General features: G+C 52.1%; 22 protein-coding genes. 13 read left to right on the top strand and 9 right to left on the bottom strand.

The features are described from left to right. Window positions 1-867: Hsp33 family molecular chaperone HslO (gene hslO / locus HMPREF2726_RS05045; protein WP_070602470.1), on the bottom strand; the 867-nt coding region annotated here is incomplete at its 3' end. Between the two features lie 113 nt (window positions 868-980). Here hslO and recC point away from each other — a divergent pair. Together recC and HMPREF2726_RS05055 are read left to right on the top strand one after the other, a co-directional pair. Next, complete coding sequence (recC, locus tag HMPREF2726_RS05050) at window positions 981-4,187, top strand: exodeoxyribonuclease V subunit gamma (protein ID WP_070602512.1); 3,207 nt, start codon at window positions 981-983, stop codon at window positions 4,185-4,187. Between the two features lie 170 nt (window positions 4,188-4,357). Next, window positions 4,358-4,633 carry a hypothetical protein gene (locus HMPREF2726_RS05055; protein ID WP_246827862.1) on the top strand — a complete coding sequence of 92 codons (276 nt, stop codon included), beginning with the start codon at window positions 4,358-4,360 and terminating at the stop codon, window positions 4,631-4,633. Between the two features lie 82 nt (window positions 4,634-4,715). Here the strand turns inward: HMPREF2726_RS05055 and pdxA are convergent, their stop codons facing one another. Both pdxA and HMPREF2726_RS05065 read right to left on the bottom strand, forming a co-directional pair. Continuing rightward, entirely contained in the window at window positions 4,716-5,714 is a 999-nt protein-coding gene (pdxA, locus tag HMPREF2726_RS05060) for a 4-hydroxythreonine-4-phosphate dehydrogenase PdxA (protein ID WP_070602472.1), read from the bottom strand. A 97-nt stretch (window positions 5,715-5,811) separates the two neighbouring features. Beyond that, window positions 5,812-7,590 (bottom strand): J domain-containing protein, encoded by a 1,779-nt coding sequence (locus tag HMPREF2726_RS05065; protein WP_009310799.1) that lies wholly within the window; start codon window positions 7,588-7,590, stop codon window positions 5,812-5,814. Window positions 7,591-7,946: 356 nt separating this feature from the next. On the opposite strand from HMPREF2726_RS05065, the gene HMPREF2726_RS14785 reads away from it, so the two are divergent. After that, on the top strand, window positions 7,947-8,078 hold the full coding sequence (locus HMPREF2726_RS14785) for a hypothetical protein (RefSeq protein ID WP_283118705.1): 132 nt from the start codon (window positions 7,947-7,949) through the stop codon (window positions 8,076-8,078). A gap of 17 nt (window positions 8,079-8,095) precedes the next feature. Here HMPREF2726_RS14785 and HMPREF2726_RS05070 read toward each other — a convergent pair whose 3' ends face one another. Then, entirely contained in the window at window positions 8,096-8,389 is a 294-nt protein-coding gene (locus HMPREF2726_RS05070; protein WP_009310800.1) for a hypothetical protein, read from the bottom strand. 230 nt (window positions 8,390-8,619) lie between these two features. On the opposite strand from HMPREF2726_RS05070, the gene HMPREF2726_RS05075 reads away from it, so the two are divergent. The 4 genes from HMPREF2726_RS05075 (at window position 8,620) to HMPREF2726_RS05090 (ending at window position 13,097) form a co-directional block, all read left to right on the top strand. Next, on the top strand, window positions 8,620-9,390 hold the full coding sequence (locus HMPREF2726_RS05075) for a ParA family protein (protein ID WP_003741993.1): 771 nt from the start codon (window positions 8,620-8,622) through the stop codon (window positions 9,388-9,390). A 336-nt stretch (window positions 9,391-9,726) separates the two neighbouring features. Beyond that, window positions 9,727-10,947, top strand: coding sequence for a sodium/glutamate symporter (gene gltS, locus HMPREF2726_RS05080; protein WP_009310801.1), 1,221 nt, complete (start codon window positions 9,727-9,729; stop codon window positions 10,945-10,947). A gap of 127 nt (window positions 10,948-11,074) precedes the next feature. Continuing rightward, window positions 11,075-12,091: a lysozyme inhibitor LprI family protein gene (locus tag HMPREF2726_RS05085; protein WP_009310802.1), complete on the top strand. Its 1,017-nt coding sequence runs from the start codon at window positions 11,075-11,077 to the stop codon at window positions 12,089-12,091. Window positions 12,092-12,440: 349 nt separating this feature from the next. After that, window positions 12,441-13,097 (top strand): hypothetical protein, encoded by a 657-nt coding sequence (locus tag HMPREF2726_RS05090; RefSeq protein WP_070602474.1) that lies wholly within the window; start codon window positions 12,441-12,443, stop codon window positions 13,095-13,097. A 264-nt stretch (window positions 13,098-13,361) separates the two neighbouring features. On the opposite strand, the gene fba is transcribed toward HMPREF2726_RS05090, so the two are convergent. Beyond that, window positions 13,362-14,426, bottom strand: coding sequence for a class II fructose-bisphosphate aldolase (gene fba, locus HMPREF2726_RS05095; RefSeq protein ID WP_070602476.1), 1,065 nt, complete (start codon window positions 14,424-14,426; stop codon window positions 13,362-13,364). A gap of 211 nt (window positions 14,427-14,637) precedes the next feature. Between fba and HMPREF2726_RS05105 the strand changes: the two genes are divergently transcribed. Both HMPREF2726_RS05105 and xerC read left to right on the top strand, forming a co-directional pair. Next, entirely contained in the window at window positions 14,638-15,066 is a 429-nt protein-coding gene (locus HMPREF2726_RS05105; RefSeq protein ID WP_070602480.1) for an acyl-CoA thioesterase, read from the top strand. Between the two features lie 2 nt (window positions 15,067-15,068). Next, on the top strand, window positions 15,069-15,968 hold the full coding sequence (gene xerC / locus HMPREF2726_RS05110; protein ID WP_070602482.1) for a tyrosine recombinase XerC: 900 nt from the start codon (window positions 15,069-15,071) through the stop codon (window positions 15,966-15,968). 102 nt (window positions 15,969-16,070) lie between these two features. On the opposite strand, the gene HMPREF2726_RS05115 is transcribed toward xerC, so the two are convergent. From HMPREF2726_RS05115 to HMPREF2726_RS05125, 3 genes are all read right to left on the bottom strand, one after another. After that, complete coding sequence (locus HMPREF2726_RS05115; RefSeq protein WP_003761909.1) at window positions 16,071-17,000, bottom strand: helix-turn-helix transcriptional regulator; 930 nt, start codon at window positions 16,998-17,000, stop codon at window positions 16,071-16,073. Window positions 17,001-17,225: 225 nt separating this feature from the next. Further along, window positions 17,226-17,882 (bottom strand): NAD(P)-dependent oxidoreductase, encoded by a 657-nt coding sequence (locus HMPREF2726_RS05120; protein WP_070602484.1) that lies wholly within the window; start codon window positions 17,880-17,882, stop codon window positions 17,226-17,228. Between the two features lie 164 nt (window positions 17,883-18,046). Further along, window positions 18,047-19,036, bottom strand: a complete 990-nt coding sequence (locus tag HMPREF2726_RS05125; RefSeq protein ID WP_070602486.1) for a DUF7021 domain-containing protein — start codon at window positions 19,034-19,036, stop codon at window positions 18,047-18,049. A 189-nt stretch (window positions 19,037-19,225) separates the two neighbouring features. Between HMPREF2726_RS05125 and HMPREF2726_RS05130 the strand changes: the two genes are divergently transcribed. From HMPREF2726_RS05130 to HMPREF2726_RS14675, 4 genes are all read left to right on the top strand, one after another. Beyond that, the gene (locus tag HMPREF2726_RS05130; RefSeq protein WP_070602488.1) at window positions 19,226-20,116 is read left to right on the top strand and encodes a LysR family transcriptional regulator; all 891 of its coding nucleotides are present in this window, start codon (window positions 19,226-19,228) and stop codon (window positions 20,114-20,116) included. Then, window positions 20,113-20,391, top strand: coding sequence for a GIY-YIG nuclease family protein (locus HMPREF2726_RS05135; protein ID WP_070602490.1), 279 nt, complete (start codon window positions 20,113-20,115; stop codon window positions 20,389-20,391). Before HMPREF2726_RS05130 ends, HMPREF2726_RS05135 begins: the two co-directional genes overlap by 4 nt. A gap of 140 nt (window positions 20,392-20,531) precedes the next feature. Further along, the gene (locus HMPREF2726_RS14670) at window positions 20,532-20,966 is read left to right on the top strand and encodes a hypothetical protein (RefSeq protein ID WP_246827863.1); all 435 of its coding nucleotides are present in this window, start codon (window positions 20,532-20,534) and stop codon (window positions 20,964-20,966) included. A gap of 240 nt (window positions 20,967-21,206) precedes the next feature. Beyond that, complete coding sequence (locus HMPREF2726_RS14675; protein WP_246827864.1) at window positions 21,207-21,368, top strand: hypothetical protein; 162 nt, start codon at window positions 21,207-21,209, stop codon at window positions 21,366-21,368. Between the two features lie 301 nt (window positions 21,369-21,669). On the opposite strand, the gene HMPREF2726_RS05145 is transcribed toward HMPREF2726_RS14675, so the two are convergent. Then, the gene (locus HMPREF2726_RS05145; RefSeq protein WP_009310813.1) at window positions 21,670-22,137 is read right to left on the bottom strand and encodes a lysozyme inhibitor LprI family protein; all 468 of its coding nucleotides are present in this window, start codon (window positions 22,135-22,137) and stop codon (window positions 21,670-21,672) included. Between the last annotated feature and the right edge of the window lie 129 nt (window positions 22,138-22,266).

Genomic DNA, 22,266 nt, shown 5'->3' on the forward strand with positions numbered 1-22,266 from the left:
TACGTCTCCACCAAATAGCGCGTTGACATCCGTTTCGTCAAATACGTATTTAGTGTGGCAAAAGTCGCAATCGATTTGGATACTGCCTTGCTCTGCAACAATACCGCCAACTTCTTCTCCGCCTAACATAAGCAGCATATCGCTGACTTTGCCGTGTGAGCAGGTGCAGGCAAATTCGATAATTTCGGGATCGAAAACACGCGGCGGGGTTTCATGATAGAGACGATAAAGAACGTGTTGTGCGTCTAGGGCAGTTAGCTCTTTCGGTGTCAGCGTTTGGGTCAGTGTGCTGATGAGTTCCCATGATTCGGTGTCTAGTTCTTCTTCGGGCAGACGTTGTACCAGCAATCCTCCGCTGACATGATCTGAAGCGGCGAGAACGATGTGGGTATCGAGTTGCTCGGAACGTTTGATATAGTTCATGAGCATTTGGGCGATATTGTCGCCTTCAAGCGGGACAACGCCTTGCCAAGGTTCAGCATCTTTGGGTTGATGTGTGAGTACGAAAACGCTGTTGCTGCCCAAAAGGTCGGTCAGGCTTTCGTCATCATGGATGTCGGCGGCTTCATCCCAGCGGGCGGTAGCGCGAACGGTGTTGTCTGATGTGGCTTCGACCACAAGCATTTTCAGACGACCTTGTCCCTGTACTTGGACAATGAGCGTGCCTTCGTTTTTAAGGTTGCTGGAGAGAAGCGCACCTGCAGCGAGGAGTTCGCCTAATGCCCGGCGGATGGCGGCAGGGTAGTGTTTTTGTCCGGCGATGTGTTCCCACACGTTTTCAAGGCGGACGTGCAGACCGCGCACAGGCATATCGTCAAAGATGAAACGCGTGCGGATATCGGCGTGGTTGATGTCGGTTTGCGGCATAAATTCCTCTGTTTTTCTGAATGATGGGTTGACGGCTATATGGTTGCGCTTGCAGAGAAATCAAGGGACTTTATAATCTGTCTTGCGTTCTTAACCTTTTGCTTTTAATCGCCATGTTCTACCTCTACCAATCCAACCGCCTCGAATCGCTAGCCGCCCTGTTTGCCGGAATCCAAAGGGTCAGGCCGCTTGAGTCTGCTTTGGCGGCGGAACAGATTGTGGTACAGAGTCAGGGGATGCGGCGTTATTTGAGTGTTTATCTGGCGCGCGAACTGGGGGTGGCGGCGAATTTGCAATTCAGCCTGCCGGCGGGTTTGACGTGGCAGTTGATGCAGAAGCTGATTCCTGATATTCCCGCGCTCAGTCCGTTTTCGCCGGAAGTGATGCGTTGGCGGCTTTTGGATTTGTTCCGCAGCGAGCGTTTTCAGACGACCTCTGAATTTGAAAAAGTCCGTTCTGTCTTGCAAAGCTATTTGGGCAGCGGCGAATCGGCGGATTATCAGTTGGCGGGGCAGTTGGCGGATATTTTCGACCAGTATCTGGTGTACCGTCCGCAGTGGATTGATGCCTGGCAGGAAGGCAAACTTCTGGGACTGGGCGAGGACGAGGTCTGGCAGGCGCAGCTTTGGCGGTATTTGGACGACGGCAACCAATCCGCGCCGCACCGTGTGGCGTTGTGGGAAAAGCTGCTGTCGTCTTTGGATAAGGCGCACCTGCCCGAGCGGTTTTTCGTGTTCGGCATTTCGACGATGGCGCCGATGTATTTGCAGCTTTTGCAGAAAATTTCGGAACATTGCGATGTGTTTGTGTTCGCGCTCAATCCGAGCGGCCAGTATTGGGGCAATGTGATTGAGGCGGCGCAGCTTTTGAAGGGCGGCGACGATGCGGATTTGTCGCAGACGGGGCATCCGCTCTTGGCGTCGCTGGGCAAGCAGGGGCGTGATTTTTTTGATTTTCTGACGGAAATCGGCTTGGAGGAGCAGCCTGTGTTTGAAGAGGTTTCAGACGACACGCTGCTGCATTGCCTGCAAAACGACATTCAAAACCTGCGGATGCCGTCTGAACACAGCCGCGCGGATTTGCTGGGCGACGGCTCCGTCCGTATCGTGTCGGCACACAGCCCCCTGCGCGAATTGCAGATTTTGAAAGACAAGCTGTTGCGGATTCTGCACGAACATCCCGACTGGCAGCCGCACGATATTGCCGTTTTGACGCCGAACATCGAGCCGTACAGCCCGTTTATCGAAGCGGTGTTCGGGCAGGCGCAGGGCGGGGCGCAGGCTTTGCCGTATTCGGTGTCGGACGTGAAACTCAGCCGCCGCCAGCCGCTGCTTTACGCGCTGGAGCAGACGCTGGATTTGCTGGAAAGCCGGTTTGAAGTCGATAAAGTGCTGCCGCTGTTGGAAAGCGGTTTGGTGCTGCGCCGTTTCGGGCTGACGGCGGACGATTTGCCGCTGCTGCACGACACCATTGCCGAGTTGAACGTGCATTGGGGTTTGGACGGAACGATGCGCGGCGCGGCGGACAATCTGTTCACCTGGCGGCAGGCGTTGGAACGCATCGTGTTGGGTTGGATGCTGCCCGACGACGGCAGCCCGCTTTGGCAAAACGTCAGCGCGTGGCACGGCGATGTCAACCGCCTTGATGTGTTCGGCCGCTTTGCCGCCTTCATCCGCACGCTGCCCCGCCTCGCCGCCGAGTGGCGCAAACCCGCAGCGGCGGAGGAATGGACGGAACGCTGCCGCGTTCTGGTGCAGTCATTGTTCCTGCCCGACGCCGACGACCAATACGCCTTGCAGCAGTTCGAGCAGGCGTTGGCAAAATGGCAGGAAGAAACCGCGTTGGCAGGCTTTAGCGGCACTTTGCCGCAACATACGGTCATCCGCCACATCCGCCGCTTCTTAGGCAGCGAAAGCCAAGCAGGATTCCTGCGCGGCGGCATCACCTTTTGCAGCATGGTGCCGATGAGGAGCCTGCCGTTTAAAGTCATCTGCCTCTTGGGTCTGAACGACGGCGATTTCCCGCGTAACACTAAAGCCGCCGTGTTCGACCTGATTGCCAAACACCCGCAAAAAGGCGACCGCGCCCGCCGCGACGACGACCGCTACCTCTTCCTCGAAGCCATCATCAGCGCGCGCGACATCCTTTATCTCTCCTACGTCGGCCGCAGCATCCGCAACGACGACGAACTCGCCCCGTCTGCCCTTGTCAGCGAACTCATCGACACCGTCGCCGCCATGGCCGGACGGCGCAGCAAAGAGCTGGCGGAACATTGGGTCGAGCAACATCCCCTGCAACCGTTCTCACACCGCTATTTCATCGCAGACAAAATTTCAGACGACCTCTTCAGCACGCGGCAGGACTACGCCGAAGCCCTCAACCGCCCGCGCGAACAGGCGCGTCCGTTTTTCAGCGAAGCCCTCGAAGAAAACAGCCCCGCACCGACCGTCTGGCAGGACGACTTTATCCGCTTCTGGAAAAATCCCGTCAAAGCATGGCTGCAACAAACCTTGGGCTGGCGCGAACCCTATCGCGACGAAGCATGGGAATCCGCCGAACCCTTCGAGCCGCAACGCGCCAACAAAATCGCCGCCGCCTACCTCGACGCCCGCCGCCACAACCAAGACTTTCAAGAAACCGCCGTCCGCCTCGACGCCGAAAGCCTGCTGCCCGCCGGCGAACTGGGTAAATTGTGGCAGCAGAATTTCCAAGCCGCCGCCAAACGCATAGACAGCGCATTGCTGCAAAGCCCCAAACTGCCGCCTTTCGCTTATGAAATCCCGTTCGACGGGCAAACCCTGCAAGGCAGCCTCGGCAACCTGTACCAATGCGGACAAGTGTTCTACCTCGACCGCAAACCCAACGCCCCGCAACGCATCGCCCTCCTGCTCGAACATTTAATCTTTTGCGCGGTGGAATCTCAGACCACCGAAACCCGCCAAACCCATATCGTTCAGCCTGAAGAAACAACGACTTATCCTGAAATTTCTGGCAGACACGCGCAGCAAATGCTGCAAAAATGGCTGACGTTCTTCAACCTTGGACAAACGCGCCCGCTGCCTTTCTTTGCCAAAACCAGCCTTGCCGCCGCCGAAGCCTACGGCAAAAAACAGAGCTGGGAAGATGCCCTGAACAAAGCCAAGGAAAGCTATCACGGCAATAAAGTCAGCAAAGGGCAAAAAGACTATACAGAAGTCGCCTTAGTGTTCGGCAACGAAGATACCGAGCCGGTAGAAGGAGCGTTGTTCCAAAGATTGGTGGAAGAGCTGCTGATACCGCTGCTGGACGCGGTAAAGGAAGAATCGTCGGATGCGACATAGAAGCCGGAAATCGGAAGAGGTTGTACCTCAGGCAGGCTGTGCACTCTGAAAACGCAAATGGAGCAAATGATGTTGAAGCATTTTATTGCGATCGCTGTCGCCGTTTTATTGAGTCAAACGGCGTACAGCCAAGCCAAACGGCGTACAGCCAAGCCAAACCGAGAGCAACCATGTACACCGCCATCGTTGAAGATAAATGCGCCATCGCGGCAGACGGCGGCAGCATGATGCTGACCGTGCGCAACGCGGCAGGCAAGGAAACGGTTTTCTTTATCAACCGCGGTTTTGATGTCAAAAATACGCCTAAGTACAACCAAGTCCGTGATGACAAAGGGCATAAACTGAGCGACAGCGAGAAACAGCAGTTGTTTGCGCACTTGAAGACTTTAAAAACAAGGTGCAGCAGCGAGGACTGCGCCGAGTTTGTGGATGCGTTTGTCAGATAGGCCGCATATCGTTTCGGCTGGCATTGCTGGTTTTCAGACGACCTTGGGCTTCAAGAACTTATGTGATAAACGAAATCCGGTTTCAGGAACGCAGGTTGATATGGCGCGCCATTTCCAATGCGGTAGCGACGGCGGTCATGAGGCTGCCTGAGTCTGCTTTGCCCGTTCCGGCAAGGTCGAGGGCGGTACCGTGATCGACCGAAGTGCGGATAAAGGGCAGTCCGAGCGTGACATTGACGCCTTGCCCGAAGCCCGCGTATTTGAGCGTGGGCAGCCCTTGGTCGTGATACATCGCTAAAACGGCATCGGCGTCTTTGAGTAAAAAGGGCTGGAACACCGTATCGGCGGGATAGGGGCCGTGTGCGTCTATGCCTTCGCTTTGCAGCTGCTTGAGCGCGGGGATGATGATGTCGATTTCTTCATGGCCGAGATGGCCGTTTTCGCCTGCGTGCGGATTCAGTCCGGTCACTAGGATGCGGGGGCGGGCGATGCCGAATTTGTCGAGCAGGTCGGCGTGAAGGATGCGGGTCACGGATTCGACCAGCGGGCGGGTAATGGCGGCGGCGATGTCTTTGAGCGGAAGGTGGGTAGTGACGAGCGCCACCCGCAATCCGCCGCCTGCGAGCATCATGACGACTTGTTCGGTTTGGCTTTTTTCGGCGAGGTACTCGGTGTGGCCGCTGAAGAAATGATCGCTGGCGTGTCCGTCGTTGATGACGCCTTTGTGCAGCGGCGCAGTAACCATGCCGTCGAAGAGGTCGTCTGAAATGCCTTGATAGGCAGTGTCCAACAGTTTGAGGACGTAGGCGGCATTGGCGGGATTGAGTTTGCCCGCTTGGCAGGGCGCGTCTAAGGGGATGTGCAACACTTCCAATATGCCGCGTTCGGGCTTGCCGCCCTGCGGGTCGAAATCTTGCAGGGTGATGGTTTTGCCTAATTGTTCGGCACGGCTTTGCAGCAGATTTTTGTCGCCCAACACGATGCAGCGGCACGGCAAATCGGCAAACGCCAAATCCAAGCAGATATCGGGGCCGATGCCGGCAGGTTCGCCTGAAGTGACGGCTAAAACAGGTAAAGTCATGCGGATTCCTTATGGAATGAATCTGTTGCAGAAAAATGAAAACAGCGTTGTACGGTATGTTTGAGGTCGTCTGAAAATTTTTCAGACGACCTTTTGCTTATGCCCGCATCAGGCTGCGGTAGGCATTTTGTTTCAAAACAAGCACCAGCCAGCCGAGTGCGAATGCGGTCGGGTAAAACCACAGCATCCGATTTCCGCCAAGCGGCAGGATAAGCGTCAGCATACATGCCAGTACGCCGAAACCCAAAGGCGTCCAAATATCATCCCGTTCGGTATAGTCGGCGCATCGCTGCGGCAGCGTCAGCATCCAAACCAGTGCGGAGGCGAATGAAGCGGCCGCCCTGATAGGAAAGGATGCGTTGGGCGAACAAGGTACCAGCAGGAACTGCGCCTGTTTTTTTGACAGATGGGGATGGAACGACCGTAGATACAGATTGGCGTTGAACCACAACAATATCATCAAAGCCGTCAGGATAAGCAATACCGAGTTGCCCGCCGTTTGCTCCAAATGTTTGTTTAGTACATTGATTATCGGAAACATGGCAATCAATGACAGATTGACCGTCAGACCGCCGACAATACTCCGTTCGCTTTTGATGTAGGAGAAAAAGGTACACCATGAATATATCCATGCGAGTACGGTCAGTAGGAAGAACATTACCGAACCGGTCGGGGTCAGGCACACGGCAGTCATCACGACAGGCAATACGAAAGCACGCACAATCGCCGCTTTTTTAAACACAAAAGTCGCCGTGAAGAGTTTGTAGAGAGACGGCAGCCATGTGAAAAATATGCTTCGGCAGACATTGACCAAGAAACACAAGAGCGCCAGCGTGAGGGTGGAGACGAGGGCCAACGAATAATACGCCTCGATATAGGCGGATAAAGCGTCATCGGCTGCCGCTGTAAACATGGCGACGAATATCGCCACAATCGGCAGCACAATCCGCATCTGCCGCCATGATTGCGCTTTCTGTAAAACAGACGTCAGTTTCGTCTTGCGCCTCATCAGCGCCGTGCGTACGGATGGCGATATTTCTTCCTGTAAAGCCGTATTCAGGAAAAACGCATTCACCGTTGCCCGCATATCGCGCCCTTGCTCGGTCAGACGGTTCAAGCTGTGCAAGAGCGGGAATTTGCCATTGGCGTTGTCAGATAAAACTTCTGCCGCATTGATGCAGTCATAAACCCACTCCAGCTCGTCCGTGCTCATACGGTGGAGAACTTCGCGGCTCTCGTGCCAGCGGAAATAAGACGCCCATTGCGCCCATACGATGATATTCGAAATATACCGATCGCGCAGAAAATCCAAAAATTCCCAAGCAATATATTCCGATTCGCCCAAAGGCAGCCGGTCCAATAAAGCGCGGATGTCGGGCCAGGAGCGTTCCAACGCCTCACTTTTCCCTTCATCTTGAATGCGTCCGATTTCCGCCAAAATATAATCCGCATCTACGCCATCGTATCCATGGTATGAATAAGCCTCGGCAGTTGCGCCGCTATATTCGTAGGGGTCGTCTGAAACATCAGTTTCTTCAATACGGTCTGTTTCTGCGTCTTTCCATGTATCGTACGGATAGGCTTGGGTCGATTCATATTCTGCCGCCTCCTCGTCAACATATTCGGTATGTTCATCAGGGTCGTCTGAAATATCCGCCTCATCGTTATCGGCATGATCCCAAGACCAATCGTCTGCGTCCTCTTCCTCATCGATGTAGGGCGCACGCGCCAAAGCCTCATCAAATGCCTCGCGCAGCCGCTGATATCCCTCCGCGTCATCGTCCGGACGTGTCGATTTCAACAGCTTCGCATAAGCGCGCCTGATGGCACGTTCGTCACCGGTAGGCGCAATGTGCAGAATTTCCCAGCAATCCATAGATTTCCTTGTTGTGGTATGAGCAGCGGCAAGTCATAAAGTATACAGCCTGGTTTGGTTCAAATTCAAAGGAAACGATACCGATATCGGCAGAACACAACGCCACTTGCCTTCAAAATATAGTGGATTAACTTTAAACCGGTACGGCGTTGCCTCGCCTTGGCTCAAAGAGACATTCTCTAAGGTGCTGAAGCACCAAGTGAATCGGTTTCTGTACTGTCTGTACTGTCTTGCGGTTTCATCGCCTTGTCCTGATTTAGTTAAGCCACTATACAGTTAAAAAGGTCGTCTGAAACCCGATTCCGTTTCAGACGACCTTTGTGTTCAAACCCTGTTATTCGTATTTTTCGCAGCGGATGGCAGAATCTTCGCAGAACATCGCCGAAGTTTCCGCATTGCAGGCAGTGCGGACGGCGCGGCGCGCCTCCCATTCGTTTTTCCCTGAAGCCTCAAACAACTTCTGGAACGGCTTGACGCTGCACACATAAACCCGATTCGGGTTGTACTATTTTGACTTGGCAAGGCGTTTTTCCAATTTACTGATACGGGCTTCCAAAGCCGCTATTCGCTCATTCTCTCCCATGCCGGAACGCGCCTCTTGTGCGGCAATAAAAGCCTCAATACGCGCCAGATCCGCAGCTAACCGCGCCAGTTCCGTTTCCATCTGAGCCTGTGCTGATTCCAACCGAGCCTGTTTGGCAGCCAAAGCCGAACTCTGCACATCCCGTTCGGTAACCGAAGCCGCATTCGCAGCAGGCAAAACAGCGGCAAGCATCAGGGCAAAGAAAGATTTTTTCATGGTATATCTCTACGACAGTTAAAAAACGGCATATTATATAGAAAACCCATATTGAATCAGCAGGCATTACCTTGCTTTGTCTGGATTTAAAGAGAATTTACCGAAACGCAGACAGAAATGCGACAAAGATGCCTCTACCCTTCGCTGCTTCCTTTTCAGACGACCTTATACCCATTTCAAGCAAAAAACGTTAAAATTCCGCCATTCACCTATCCGACAGCAGCAAAAACATGAGCGCACAAATCCTCGCCGTCGCCAACCAAAAAGGCGGCGTCGGCAAAACCACCACCACCGTCAACCTCGCGGCATCGCTCGCCTCCAAAGGCAAACGCGTCCTCGTCATCGACCTCGACCCGCAAGGCAACGCCACCACAGGCAGCGGCATAGACAAAGCCCGCCTCGAAGAAGGCGTGTACCAAGTCGTCTTGGGCGATACCGACATCAAGACTGCCGTCGTCCGCAGCGGAGACGGCAGCTACGACGTACTCGGCGCCAACCGCGCGCTTGCCGGTGCCGAAATCGAGCTGGTGCAAGAAATCGCCCGCGAAATCCGCCTCAAAAACGCCCTGCAAACCGTCGAAAACGACTACGACTTCGTCCTCATCGACTGCCCCCCTTCACTGACCCTGCTCACGCTCAACGGACTTGTCGCCGCCAACGGCGTCATCGTACCCATGTTGTGCGAATACTATGCCCTAGAAGGCATCTCCGACCTCATCGCCACCGTGCGCAAAATCCGTCAGGCAATCAACCCGCGCCTCGACATCACCGGCATCGTCCGCACCCTCTACGACAGCCGCAGCCGCCTCGTCGTCGAAGTCAGCGAACAACTTTTCCAACATTTCGGCAACCTGATGTTCCAAACCGTCATCCCCCGCAACGTCCGCCTCGCCGAAGCCCCCAGCCACGGCATGCCCGCGCTCGCCTACGACGCCAATGCCAAAGGCACCAAAGCCTACCTCGCCTTGGCGGAAGAACTGTTGGAGCGGACTAAAGGTTGATTGAGTCTGGAAGATAAAAAGGTCGTCTGAAAACTTGATTTCCAAGTTTTCAGACGACCTTTTTCCATTATTAAGCCCATATTCTGACGAAAAGAATTGTCAACAATAATATCATTCGGATTAAAAATATTTAATTAATAAACAAAAAGTAGCTTTATGTAATGCCATGATGCTTATAAACATTTTGATGATTTTAAAAATGCCATATGTAAAAAATTCAAAAAACAAAAGGCTATTCTTTGACAATCTTTAACCCATCCCCTAATATCCAACAGTTTGATTCCGCAAAGCGGATTTAAGAAAAACATTTTTGAGATTTTGAGAGGTAAGACGATTATGGAATGGGAATTTAACAGTTACTACACGTTGATTGCCGCCACATTGGTTTTGTTGATTGGTAAGGTTTTGGTAAACAAAGTCAAATTCCTGCGCGATTTCAACATTCCCGAGCCTGTGGCAGGCGGCTTGATTGCTGCGATTATCTTGTTTGCACTGCATCAAGCTTACGACGTGAGCTTCAAATTTGAAAAACCGCTGCAAGACGCATTCATGCTGATTTTCTTCACTTCTATCGGTTTGAGCGCGGATTTCTCCCGCTTGAAAGCAGGCGGTCTGCCGTTGGTGATTTTCACCGCTGTCGTAGGGGCGTTTATCATCGTGCAGAACTTTGTCGGCGTCGGCTTGGCGAAGATTTTGGATTTGAATCCGCTTATCGGCCTGATTACCGGCTCGATTACCCTGACCGGCGGACACGGTACCGCAGGCGCATGGGGTCCGGACTTTGAAAACAAATTCGGCTTGGTTGGTGCTACCGGATTGGGTATGGCTTCCGCCACGTTCGGTTTGGTATTCGGCGGCCTGATCGGCGGTCCGGTTGCGCGCCGTCTGATCAACAAAATGGGACGCAAACCCATCGATCAAAGCGGACAAAAGGCAAATTCAGACGAACATGCCGACGACGTGTTCGAACAAGCGAAGCGCACCCGCCTGATTACCGCCGAATCCGCCGTCGAAACGCTTGCCATGTTTGCAGCGTGTTTGGCATTTGCCGAAATTGTGGACGGCTTCGACAAAGAATATCTGTATGACTTGCCGAAATTCGTATGGTGTCTGTTTGCCGGTGTCGTCATCCGCAACATTCTGACTTCCGCGTTTAAAGTCAATATGTTCGACCGCGCTATCGACGTATTCGGCAATGCCTCCCTGTCGCTTTTCCTCGCAATGGCACTTTTGAACCTGAAATTGTGGGAGTTGACCGGTCTGGCGGGTCCTGTAACCATCATCCTCGCCGTACAAACCGTCGTGATGATTTTGTATGCGACATTTGTGACTTATGTCTTTATGGGACGCGATTACGATGCGGCGGTTTTGGCGGCAGGCCACTGCGGTTTCGGTTTGGGTGCAACGCCGACCGCCGTTGCCAATATGCAGTCCATCACGCAGACCTTCGGTCCTTCGCACAAAGCCTTTTTGATTGTGCCTATGGTCGGCGCGTTCTTCGTGGACTTGATTAACGCAGCAATCCTTTCCGGTTTCGTAAATGTCATTACCAAATAAGTAAGCATTTATAACGTTTCGTTGAAAAAGCACTTGCAACATTTACTTGTTGCAAGTGCTTTTGTTATGATGGTCGTCTGAACGACAAAACGATGCGGTTTCCGAGCCGTATCAAGGAGTATTATTTATGCACAAAAAACTGCTGGCTTTACCGCTTATCGCCCTGATGTTGGCGGCATGCGGCAAAGAAGAACCCAAGCAGGCTTTGGAGTGTGGCAATCCTGCCGCCATTCAAAGTATCCGCAACCAAATCCAAGAAACCATCAAGCGCGAGGCGCGTTCCTTTGTCCGTGCCGACAGCCGCCAATTTGTCGATGCCGATAAAATCATTGCCGCCGGCTCCGAGTTGAATATCGTCTTGGACAATCCGCAAGAAATTACGGAAGACAACAAATCCTTGTGCAGCGCCGATTTGAAAATCCAAATCCCTGCCGAAGTATTGCGCACCGCCGATGCCAACAGTCCGCTGATTTACAGCAATACCGGCTTGACCGAAATGCTTCAGCAGAAAATCATGGGCAGCAACCTGAGCTTTGAGAACAACACGTTCTCAACCAGCGTCCGCTATACGCCCGATCCGAAAGTCGGTACGGTTTCTTTGGAAGATAATACCGTCAACATGACCGCGCAAACCCTGTCTTCCTTACTGCTGCCTTACGGTGTCAAAAGCATCGTGATGATAGACGGTAAGGCAGTCAGCAAAGAAGAGGCGATCAAAATCCTGCAAAGCAAAGCCGCTGAAGAGCCGCCTGTCGCCAAAGCAGAAGATATTTTGGAAAACAACGCGGCGAGCCAAGCGTCGGGCGTACCGCCTGCCGCGGGCCTTGAAACCGAAATCCTGCGTCCTGACGGTGAAGAGAAGCCGGAACAGCCGTCGTTCTCTCAAAGCGACTTAGATAATGCCCGTTCGCAAAACCATCAGGCAGAGGCGGAAATCAAAGGCGTATGGGACGGCATGGAGCGCACTGTCCAACAGGAAATGCTGGCAGAACAACGCGCTTGGATTCAAACTAAAAACCAAAACTGCCAACAGGCGGCAGCAAGGGCGGACAGTCCGGCGCAAAACGAATACCTCAAGCTCCAATGCGACACCCGCATGACGCGCGAGCGTACCCAATATCTGCGCGGCTATTCGATCAACTGACGCTGCAAAGCCGACGGCAGACGGGTGTTGATAAGCCTTCTGTCCGTTATTAAAAGGTCGTCTGAAATGCTGTTTGACATTTCAGACGACCTTTGTATTGCGGTACAATCCACATTGCTCGTTGCATAATATAGTGGATTAACTTTAAACCAGTACGGCGTTGCCTCGCCTTGGCTCAAAGAGACATTCTCTAAGGTGCTGAAGCACCAAGTGAATCGGTTTCTGTACTGTCTCTGTACTGTCTGCGGCTTCGTCGCCTTGTCCTGATTTAGTTAAGCCACTATAGTAAGCATCAGATGAAGCACCGAGTCAATCTCATTTTCCCCGTAAATCATAAGAAAGCACATTGATGAAAACCCTCGCATTCCTCCTGCTGACAAGCTTTTCCCTGCACGCTGCCGCACAAGATTATGTTCTGACGGAAGACCGTCTCAGCAGCGGCTCATTGACACTCAACGGCAAACAGGTTTCTGTCGATACAGTCAATCCAAACGGCCATGTCTGTAATTATGAAGGCACAATCAAAAACCGTACCAGCAAAAACCATAATGGTTGCGTCGTACATTTTTCCTTTACCAACAACAACGTGAAGCTGAACATTCCGGATTCAGCCCGCGAAGCCTGCCAAGAATACTGCGGACATAATGCATCTTTCGAGGCGACCTATGAAAAATTGCCTGCCGCCTGTTCCGCAAAAGGCGCGGCAGCAATGGAAAAACGTTTTCAGGCCGCCTATCAGGGAAAACGTTACCGCGATGCTGTCGCTATCAAACAACGTTATCTCAACGAATGCGACAAGTTCCTCGATCTGACCGAATGGATGCGGACGCTGAACGACTTGTCCGTCAGCTATAAAAATGCCGGAGACAAAGCGGCATGCCGCAAGGCGCTTGCCCCGATGGATGAATGGCTGGAGGGTTACCAGCCGAGCTACCTCAACGAAGAAGCATACAAACGAGAAGCCGCTGCCGCACAATTTAATTTGAAGCAATGCAGCGACAAATAATCGCCGCCCGTCATCGAATCCCACGCTAGTCAGGGAATAGGAAAAGTTCGCCTCTTCGGCAAACAAGGTCGTCTGAAAACAAACGCCGCAGGTTGTGTTCAACCTGAAGCCGTTTTCAGACGACCTTTTGTCTGGTTTGGAAAGTCGGCGTATTAAATTTAAATCAGGACGGGCAGGGCGATGCCGTACGGGGTTGAACTTAACCCATACCCTTCAAAACAAAACGGGCGGCTTGGATGGCCGCCCGTTTGTTTGTCCCGTTGTTTATTTGATGATTTGGTTCAGCTCGCCTTTGGCGTAGCGGTTTGCCATTTTCTCAAGGGAAATGGGTTTGATTTTGCCTGCCTGACCTTCGCAACCGAATGCAAGGTAGCGGTCGAGACAGATTTGTTTCATGGCTTCGACGGTTTTGCTCAGGTATTTGCGCGGGTCGAATTCGGACGGGTTTTCTGCCATGAAGCGGCGGATGGCGCCTGTGGAGGCGAGGCGCAGGTCGGTGTCGATGTTGACTTTGCGTACGCCGTGTTTGATGCCTTCGACGATTTCTTCTACGGGTACGCCGTAGGTTTCGCCGATTTTGCCGCCGTATTCGTTGATGACTTTCAGCCATTCTTGGGGAACGGAGCTGGAGCCGTGCATAACGATGTGGGTGTTGGGCAGGGCTTGGTGGATTTCTTTGATGCGGTCGATGCGCAATACGTCGCCGGTGGGCGGACGGGTGAATTTGTATGCGCCGTGGCTGGTACCGACGGCGATGGCGAGCGCGTCCACGCCGGTGTCTTTGACGAAGCGCACGGCGTCTTCGACGCTGGTCAGCATTTGGTCGTGGGAGAGTTTGCCTGCCGCGCCTACGCCGTCTTCTTCGCCGGCTTCGCCGGTTTCGAGGTTGCCCAAGACGCCGATTTCGCCTTCGACGGACACGCCGCAGGCGTGGGAGAAGTTAACGACGGTACGGGTGGCGTTGACGTTGTATTCGTAGGTGGACGGGGTTTTGCCGTCTTCGAGCAGCGAGCCGTCCATCATGACGGAGGAGAAGCCCAGTTGGATGGAGCGTTGGCACACGTCGGGCGATGCGCCGTGGTCTTGGTGCATGACGACGGGGATGTGCGGGAATTCTTCAACGGCCGCCAGAATCAGGTGGCGTAAAAACGGCGCACCTGCATATTTGCGCGCGCCGGCGGATGCTTGAACGATAACGGGGGCGTTGACTTGGTCTGCGGCTTCCATGATGGCGCGCATTTGTTCGAGGTTGTTGACGTTGAATGCGGGCAGGCCGTAGCTGTTTTCGGCGGCATGGTCGAGCAGTTGGCGCATGGATACGAGTGCCATTTAAATCTCCTTGGTGAGGTAGCGGGATGGTGATGTGGGAAATTATAATGTTTTTCTTATTAAAAAACTACACAGGGCTACATCAGTTTTATATATTAATGAGATTTTGGGCGGCTGCGGCGGGCAAACGGTGCGGTCGGTATTTGTCTGACATGGTTTATAATAACGGTTTGTTTTCGGGGTCGTCTGAAACGGCGGCGGGAGGTGTGTGATGGCTAAGTTTGCAGTGGCGGATGTGGATGCGGTGTTGTTTCAGACGACCTTGCGCGTGCAGGTGGGCGATGTGAATTACGGCGGCCATTTGGCGAACGATGCCGTTTTGCGTTTGTGCCACGAGGTGCGGATGCGTTGGCTGGCAGGTTTGGGCTGGAGTGAAACGGACGCGGGCGGCGCGGGGCTGATTATGGCGGACGCGGCGGTGCAATATTTGGCACAAGGTTTTTACGGCGATGAATTGTCGGCGGAAATGGGCGTCGAGGACATCGGCAAGGGCGGGTTTGCGCTGCTGTTCCGCCTGACGCGCATCGCGGACGGCAAGGTGCTGGCGCGGGCGCGCACGGGCATGGTGTGTTTCGATTATGCGCGCCAAAAGGTTTGCCGGTTGCCGCAGGCTTTGAAAACCGTGTTGGAGGTCGACTGAAAATGTTGGCACGCGATTTCGGACTGTCTTTGGACGGCTATTTGAAAATGTTGGGGCAACAGGGCAAGTCGGCGCACACGCTGTCTGCCTACGGGCGCGATTTGACCGAACTCGTGCGGCTTTTGACGGAAGGGTCGTCTGAAACGGCGCAGGATTTGAAACGGCGCGATTTTGTGGCAGCGTTGAAACGGTTGTCGCAACAAGGTTTGAGCGAACGGACGCTGGCGCGCAAATTGTCGGCGTGGCGGCAATATTGCGGCTGGCTCGTGCAGTCGGGCATGATGGACAACGATCCGACCTTCAACCTGAAAGCCCCGCGCCTGCCCGAACGCCTGCCCAAAGCCCTGCCGCAGGAAGAGTTGAACCATATGCTCGACAGTGCGCCCGTTGATGACAGTTTGGCAGTGCGCGACCATGCCTTGTTTGAACTGATGTACGGCAGCGGCCTGCGCCTGAGCGAGATACACGGCTTGGATTTGGGTGATGTGTTGCTGGACGAAGGCTGGGTGAGCGTAACCGGTAAAGGCAGGAAAGAGCGGCAAGTCCCGTTGTCGGGCAAAAGCGTCGAAGCCTTGCGCGCCTACCTGTCCGAACGTGTGGCGGCAGACGGCGAAACCGCGCTCTTTACCGGCAAAAACGGCACGCGACTCGGGCAGCGACAAATCCAAAAACGCCTTCAGGCATGGGCGGTACGGCAGGGCAGCGGGCAACACATTTCCCCGCACATGATGCGCCACAGCTACGCCAGCCACCTTTTGCAATCCTCGCGCGACATCCGCGCCGTGCAAGAACTGTTGGGACACAGCAACCTCTCGACCACGCAGATTTACACCAAGCTGGATTTCGACCATCTGGCCAAGGTTTACGACGAGGGGCATCCGCGGGCGAAGCGGAAAAAGTGAAGAGGGCAGTTTCAGAGGTTCCATCTCTAATGCTTGGCATACACAAAGGTCGTCTGAAACCGTTTCAGACGACCTTTAAACCTCGAAACACCCCATCCGACATCAATCCTCCCGCTTGCGCACTTCCGCAGGCGTGCAGTCGAAATATTGCTTGAATGCCTGCGTGAAGCTGGATGTGTGTCCGTAGCCGCAGCGGTAAGCTATTTCGCTGATGCTCTCTTTGCCCGTCGTCAACGCATACAGCGCATATTGCATATGTTTGTGCCGCAGCCAGTCGCTGACGGTAATTCCGAAATAATCCCGCAGGCGGCGTTGCAGCGTCCGTTCGCTGACGTGCAGTGCGGCGGCGAGTTCCGCCACTTGGTGCGCGCCTTGGTCAAATGCCTGATTCAAACCATGCACAAACCCGTCCCCATCCGACGGGCGAACCGTCCCGCCTGATTTTTCAGACGATGGCGACAACGGATAACGGCTGCAAAAATCGCGCCACAATCCCGCGAGCAACTGCAAAGCATCGGCTTCGCGCTGCAAAACATCGCCCAATCCGTCGCCTTGCGCCGACAGCATCAAACTGTTTTCCGCCAAAGCGCGCAATTCATCGCTCAAATGCCAATGCCGCACCGTCTCGCGGTAAACCGCCGGCAGCATCGCCGCGTATTGCGGTTGCGACAGCCATTGCTCTATGCCTTTCAACGTGATTTTCGCCGTTTTCTCCCCTTGATAGAGATAACGGCTGAACAAAATCTCCTCCTCCGCAGCAATCAACACCACCCGTCCGCCGTCAGCCTCAATCTGATAGCGGTTTTGATTGATGGCGAAATCCAAACGCCCCTCCAGCAGCAGGATGAACGAAATATAAGGCTCGGCAAGCTGCGTGCTTTGGAAATCCTTTTGCGCGGTCACGCAGCCGCCATGCAGGGAAATGCCGCTGTGCAGCGTATCGAAACGGTAATTGCCGCTTAGATAATCGCTGCCGCCACCTTGTTGCACCAGTCGGACGAAATGTTGGCTGTTTAAAGAGTCTCTTTCCATAAATCATTTTATTTTCAACAGACTGCCAAACACAATAACACCGATTTCCCTTCAGGTAAACCGACACGAAGGTCGTCTGAAAACCAAGTCCGCGCCCTTGTTCCCCAAACGCTTCCGATAAAAAAGGGGCGGTCGGTTGCAGCGGGTGATGTAGAGCGAATACAAAAAGGTCGTCTGAAAACCTGATTTCCAAAGTTTTCAGACGACCTTTGTTATGTTTGGCGGTTAAGCGGCGGCAACGGTAAAGCGTTCAAACAAATGCGCTTTGTTTTCCGCGTCGTCGGCGATGGCTACTGCCAAATCCGCCACGCTGATGCCTGCCGGAATTTCGCCGTCCATCAGCAAATCGTCTTTGCCCAAGCGGTATTTGCCGGTTTTGTCTTCGCTGAAACCGCCGTCCGCGCCCAGTCGTGCCGGAGGGGAAACGAAAGACCAGTTCACATCGCGGCGCGGCAGGAGTGCCGTCAAGAGATGGCGTGCGGCATTGGCGCCGTCGTAAATGGCTTTGGGGAAGTCGGGCGTATCGACAACTTGCAAATCAGGCGCGGCATACAGGCTGCCTGCGCCGCCGACGATTAAGAGATACGGCACTTGAGCCGCTTTTGCCGCTTCGACGATATTGTTTGCGCCGCGTGTAAAATCCGCGCCAATATTGGGATTGGTCCAACCGGGATTGAACGCGCTGACCACGGCGTCAAAGCCTGCCAGCTTGTCGGCGAAGTCCGCTGCGTTGACATCTGCGGAGACGGCGGCAACATTTTGTGCTTGGAATACTTTGTCCGTGTTGCGCGCAAAAGCGGTTACTTCATGCCCACGACCTGCCAATTCTTGAACGACTGCGTTGCCGACATAACCTGTTGCGCCGATGACTGCGATTTTCATGTTTGACTCCTTGTTGGGATGTGATTGATTAGATGAACGCATTGTAAGGTCGTCTGAAACGCTTGATAATCCCTGATTTGCTGTTATGATTATGAAGTTGAACTAAATAATAGAATGGAAAAAGGTCGTCTGAAACGGGGTTTAAAGTTTCAGACGACCTGTTGTCAGTGGATGGACTCGATGCCGGTAATGTTCCCCTTTGGATCAAATGAGACATAGAAATAGTATTCGCCGTCGGGTATCAATGCGTCGTCATCATTGTGAAACACGATATCGAAATCTTGATTGAAAAAATCCAATTTTTGCAGCTTTAAGTCTTGGAGGAAGCTTTCCGCCGTCGGATGCGGATTGGGAAAAAATCCGTCTTTGGTGCGGATGCCGTTGTGTTTGCGGATATGTTCAAGCAGGTATGTGTTGAGGGAGGCATAGAGTTGCGTCTGTTGGGCAAATGCTTCCGTTAAGCGTTTGAGCGTACCGCCCGCCGGTTTGTCGCCCTCTGCGTTCAAAGACAATTTCACAGGCAGCCCCGCCCATTCTGCCTTGGCTTCGAAATTTTCCATAAATGTGTTTAATCTGAATGTTGCCAGCGGATGGGTAAACAAAACGGGATTCAGATATTCACGGCGTAGGTTTTCCAATTCTTGATTGTGTGCATCGCTTTCGAGCGCTTCAACTAAAAGTATATGGCTCAACCACTCGCCTCCGAATGGCTCCCAATCCATGGCTAACTTACTTCGGATACGGTACACAGTCAGTGGCTTGAGTGTTTGAAATGAACAGTTTTTAAAGGGGTTGTTTGCATCGTCTTCCGCCCAGGTCAGCTTGTACACGGGCTGATCCATGAATGTACCGCTTTTAACATGGACATAGCCTAAAATTGGGCAGCTTTTGCCTTGGAATTGTTTTTTGCCGCCGCCTATGGCTGCGTTAATCCTGAATGTTCCTATTTCAGGGTCGAAATCGGAAGTCAAAACCAGCATTTCTTCCGATTCGTTGGCGAATAAGTCTGCATAAACCGCCGTATTCAAATTCAAAGCCGCCAAACGCGCGCGCTCTTGTTCATCTTCGGCAGAAGGACCGATACCCAAAAAACGCAGCAGACGCGTCAGTATGCCTTCGCGTTTGACGCGGCCCGGTTCGTTGAAAGAAGCCATCATAAAATCCTTTTAAAATGTGAACATCAATTGGCGGTATACCTGAAAAAGGGTGGATATGCAAATGGCGACAAAGGAATATGGTTCAACCGCCCGATCAGTTCCACGCCGATTTATTGTCAGCACTATATAATCCGCAGTATTTCCAACAGGTCGTCTGAAAACCCCGATTCCAATCCGGTAAACACCATGCAAGACATCAAACCCCTGCTCGTTTTCGCCGCCGTCCTCGAACACGGCAGCATGAACGCCGCCGCTGCCGCGCTGGGCATGACTCCGTCTGCCGTCAGCCAGCACATCAACCGCCTCGAAGCCCTGCACGGCATCAAGCTGTTAAACCGCAGCACGCGCAGCCTTTCGCCTACCGACGGCGGCAGAGCCTTGGGCGAATACTGCCGCCGCCTCGCCGCCACCCTTGCCGATACGCGTACCGTTATCGACAACCTCAAAACCGAACCCGTCGGCGAATTGCGTATTTCCCTGACTTCCACCGTCATCGAGTCCCGCGCTTTTCAGACGGCGTTTTCAAGATTGCAAACCGAGTTTCCCAAAATCCGCCCCGTCCTCAATTTCAGCGATACTTTGGACGACCTGCAACACAGCCAAACCGACATCGCCATACGCGGCGGCGACCGCGCTTTGGACGATCCCAATTTGGTTGCGCGTCATCTCGTTACCTGGCCGTACACCATTTGCGCCGCGCCCGATTATCTCGACCGCCATCCGCCCATCACCCATCCCTCGCAGCTTCACGCCCACCGCTGGCTGCACTTCCTGCCCGTCCGCACAACCTTGCAACACGGCGGCGAAAGCTATTTTCTCGACGTCGCCGACAGCATCGCCTGCACGCATCTTGCTGCCGTCCGCAGCCTGACTGAACGCGGCTTCGGTTTGTCTTTGCAAGTGGGCGGCGAAGTTCGGGAAAAAATCGCCCAAGGTCGTCTGAAAACCGTTTTGCCCGAATGGACGCTGCCGCCGGTCAGCCTTTATTTGGTTACGCCTTATCGCGTCCAGTCCGCCAAAACCGAAGCCGCCGTCCGCATCTTCACGGAAAGTTTCGCCAAGGAGGCAGAGGCATGAGCGCGGAAAATTGGCGCGTTTACCTGATTTTGTGTGAGAACGGCGCGTTTTATTGCGGCATCAGCAACCGCCCGCAAGAGCGGTTCGCCGCCCACCTCGCCGGCAAAGGCGCAAAATACACGCGGCTGAACAAACCGACGGCGATGCGTATCGTTTCAGACGACCTCTCCAAAAGCGAGGCGCTGAAACGGGAAATCGCCATCAAAAAACTGACGGTAGGGAAGAAGCGGGAATTGTGGGAAGCGGCGGCGGGAAATGCGGTTGCTTTAGAATAGCGGGTTTTGCCGCAAAATAGGCTTATGTCGGTAAGGGAAGAAACTTCTGCGGATGAGTAGGTAAAAATTCATATTGGATGTTATCATTCTTCATATCTTAAAGGGCTTGAGCCAAAATGAATGGGTATTTAAGGAAAGATATGATTTTTTCTCAACTCAACCGCGCAATCTTATTCGTATTTTCACTCACGGCTTTGGCGGCTTGCGGCGTCGGACCGGCAGCTTCCCAAGAAACACTTGTTGATCAAAACAGCAAAAAAGAGCCTGCCGTATCGTCCCAAAAAACCGACAAGGATAAGTGCTACATCAATTATCCTAAGGAACAGAAGCATTTGGCAGAGGCGGAATGTTTAACCTTGCCTATTTCATCTAAAACCTGGTTTCAATCCTACCCGAGACTGTCAAATGGCTTTCTGGATTTGAATCAGATTAAGGCGCCAAAGGATGTTAAAGAATATATATATCCAGTTTCAATGGGCACTGTTATCCCTGAGCATGCAAGAGTTTTGGGTGTGATTCCCTATAATGATTCATTTGCATGGCTTGTTGTTGCCACTAATAGGGAGTCGGAATAATCTGAAGAAAATAGCATTGTTGAACAAAAATATGATATTTATCCGGTCAATAGAAAGGATGGAAGCATAGTTCAAGACCATACCGGTCTTCCAACTTTAGGCTCGATAGATGTGATATATGAATCATTCTATGACAATAAAAAATTGTTGCGCCCGCCCTTCAATTTTAAAAAAATAGATGGAATACTGAGTTACCATGTAGAAGATACTTTGTCCTTGAAGCCGCAAGGAAAGTGTGTGATGGAATTTGAACTTGGCAAAGAGTTTGTATTGAAAACAGATAGGGTCTGCTATGAATTTCATCAGGGTAAAAAATCCATATCTTCTAAGGATAAGACGGTTTGGAAGCTAAATCCGGAAAGTATGAAATTTGAAGATCAAGAAATTTCTTCAGAAAATTAAAAGCCGTATCGCATTAATATTTTGGATTGATTGGAATTTGCCTCAAATCGGATAAGTTTTTAAGCAGCATGAAACTGAAAATACGCGGATGGCGGGTGTGCAGTGCCTGCGCCGCTGATTGACTTGGAATGATTGAACCACCCTGAGAGGTCGTCTGAAAACGGGTATTCAACGGATGGGAAATAGGAATTTCCGTTGAAGTCGATATTTCAGACGACCTTGATAAATACCAGGTTCTAATTTAGATTTTATATATTAATTTAAAAAAATGTTATTTTATAATTCGAGGGTGGATGGGTTGTTAATCCTTATCATGCCCAATAGTTTGAAAGAAATATGGTTCTTCAAATTGGCAAGGTTCGTTGCCACATACATAAATTTCTTTTAAATAGCTATTTCGCTTTAAAATGGCATCTGTAGCACATTGCAAATATTCAAATATCCCCTCTCTCCCAACCTCTTTCTCTGGCAATATCAAGCATTCATCAAATTTGTTTTTATTCCATTGCCTTTGTTGATGAATTAAATAATTTCTTATATTTACATTTTTCTGCTTTTGAGCAATTGAATAATTATTATTTAATTCTTTCTGTGCCAATAGATATGACTTGGAAAAACATACAAGAATATCCTCTTGTACTATGCTGTTTACATTACATGGTTTGTTTAATGCATCTTTATCAATAACTGTTTCAGGTAAATCTCCAAGTGTAAAAGTTGGGGCGAGGCAAATTGTAATAAATAAAGCTCTATTATTTAAAGCGATCACAACGCAATCCTTCCTTCAATATATATAGTGGCAAACAGTTATTTAAAATATTTGGTTTCCATCTAAGCCTACACTTACTAAAATGGGTTAACAATACAATTATAGTGGATTAACTTTAAACCAGTACGG

It is taken from the genome of Neisseria sp. HMSC074B07, from assembly GCF_001810355.1.
Taxonomy (GTDB): domain Bacteria; phylum Pseudomonadota; class Gammaproteobacteria; order Burkholderiales; family Neisseriaceae; genus Neisseria.

Bases quoted from the DNA above. Each gene is read 5' to 3' on its own strand.
- recC (WP_070602512.1), top strand. From the start codon at position 981: ATGTTCTACCTCTACCAATCCAACCGCCTCGAATCGCTAGCCGCCCTG.
- HMPREF2726_RS05055 (WP_246827862.1), top strand. From the start codon at position 4,358: ATGTACACCGCCATCGTTGAAGATAAATGCGCCATCGCGGCAGACGGC.
- pdxA (WP_070602472.1), bottom strand. From the start codon at position 5,714: ATGACTTTACCTGTTTTAGCCGTCACTTCAGGCGAACCTGCCGGCATC.
- HMPREF2726_RS05065 (WP_009310799.1), bottom strand. From the start codon at position 7,590: ATGGATTGCTGGGAAATTCTGCACATTGCGCCTACCGGTGACGAACGT.
- HMPREF2726_RS14785 (WP_283118705.1), top strand. From the start codon at position 7,947: ATGGCAGAATCTTCGCAGAACATCGCCGAAGTTTCCGCATTGCAGGCA.
- HMPREF2726_RS05070 (WP_009310800.1), bottom strand. From the start codon at position 8,389: ATGAAAAAATCTTTCTTTGCCCTGATGCTTGCCGCTGTTTTGCCTGCT.
- HMPREF2726_RS05075 (WP_003741993.1), top strand. From the start codon at position 8,620: ATGAGCGCACAAATCCTCGCCGTCGCCAACCAAAAAGGCGGCGTCGGC.
- gltS (WP_009310801.1), top strand. From the start codon at position 9,727: ATGGAATGGGAATTTAACAGTTACTACACGTTGATTGCCGCCACATTG.
- HMPREF2726_RS05085 (WP_009310802.1), top strand. From the start codon at position 11,075: ATGCACAAAAAACTGCTGGCTTTACCGCTTATCGCCCTGATGTTGGCG.
- HMPREF2726_RS05090 (WP_070602474.1), top strand. From the start codon at position 12,441: ATGAAAACCCTCGCATTCCTCCTGCTGACAAGCTTTTCCCTGCACGCT.
- fba (WP_070602476.1), bottom strand. From the start codon at position 14,426: ATGGCACTCGTATCCATGCGCCAACTGCTCGACCATGCCGCCGAAAAC.
- HMPREF2726_RS05105 (WP_070602480.1), top strand. From the start codon at position 14,638: ATGGCTAAGTTTGCAGTGGCGGATGTGGATGCGGTGTTGTTTCAGACG.
- xerC (WP_070602482.1), top strand. From the start codon at position 15,069: ATGTTGGCACGCGATTTCGGACTGTCTTTGGACGGCTATTTGAAAATG.
- HMPREF2726_RS05115 (WP_003761909.1), bottom strand. From the start codon at position 17,000: ATGGAAAGAGACTCTTTAAACAGCCAACATTTCGTCCGACTGGTGCAA.
- HMPREF2726_RS05120 (WP_070602484.1), bottom strand. From the start codon at position 17,882: ATGAAAATCGCAGTCATCGGCGCAACAGGTTATGTCGGCAACGCAGTC.
- HMPREF2726_RS05125 (WP_070602486.1), bottom strand. From the start codon at position 19,036: ATGGCTTCTTTCAACGAACCGGGCCGCGTCAAACGCGAAGGCATACTG.
- HMPREF2726_RS05130 (WP_070602488.1), top strand. From the start codon at position 19,226: ATGCAAGACATCAAACCCCTGCTCGTTTTCGCCGCCGTCCTCGAACAC.
- HMPREF2726_RS05135 (WP_070602490.1), top strand. From the start codon at position 20,113: ATGAGCGCGGAAAATTGGCGCGTTTACCTGATTTTGTGTGAGAACGGC.
- HMPREF2726_RS14670 (WP_246827863.1), top strand. From the start codon at position 20,532: ATGATTTTTTCTCAACTCAACCGCGCAATCTTATTCGTATTTTCACTC.
- HMPREF2726_RS14675 (WP_246827864.1), top strand. From the start codon at position 21,207: ATGGAATTTGAACTTGGCAAAGAGTTTGTATTGAAAACAGATAGGGTC.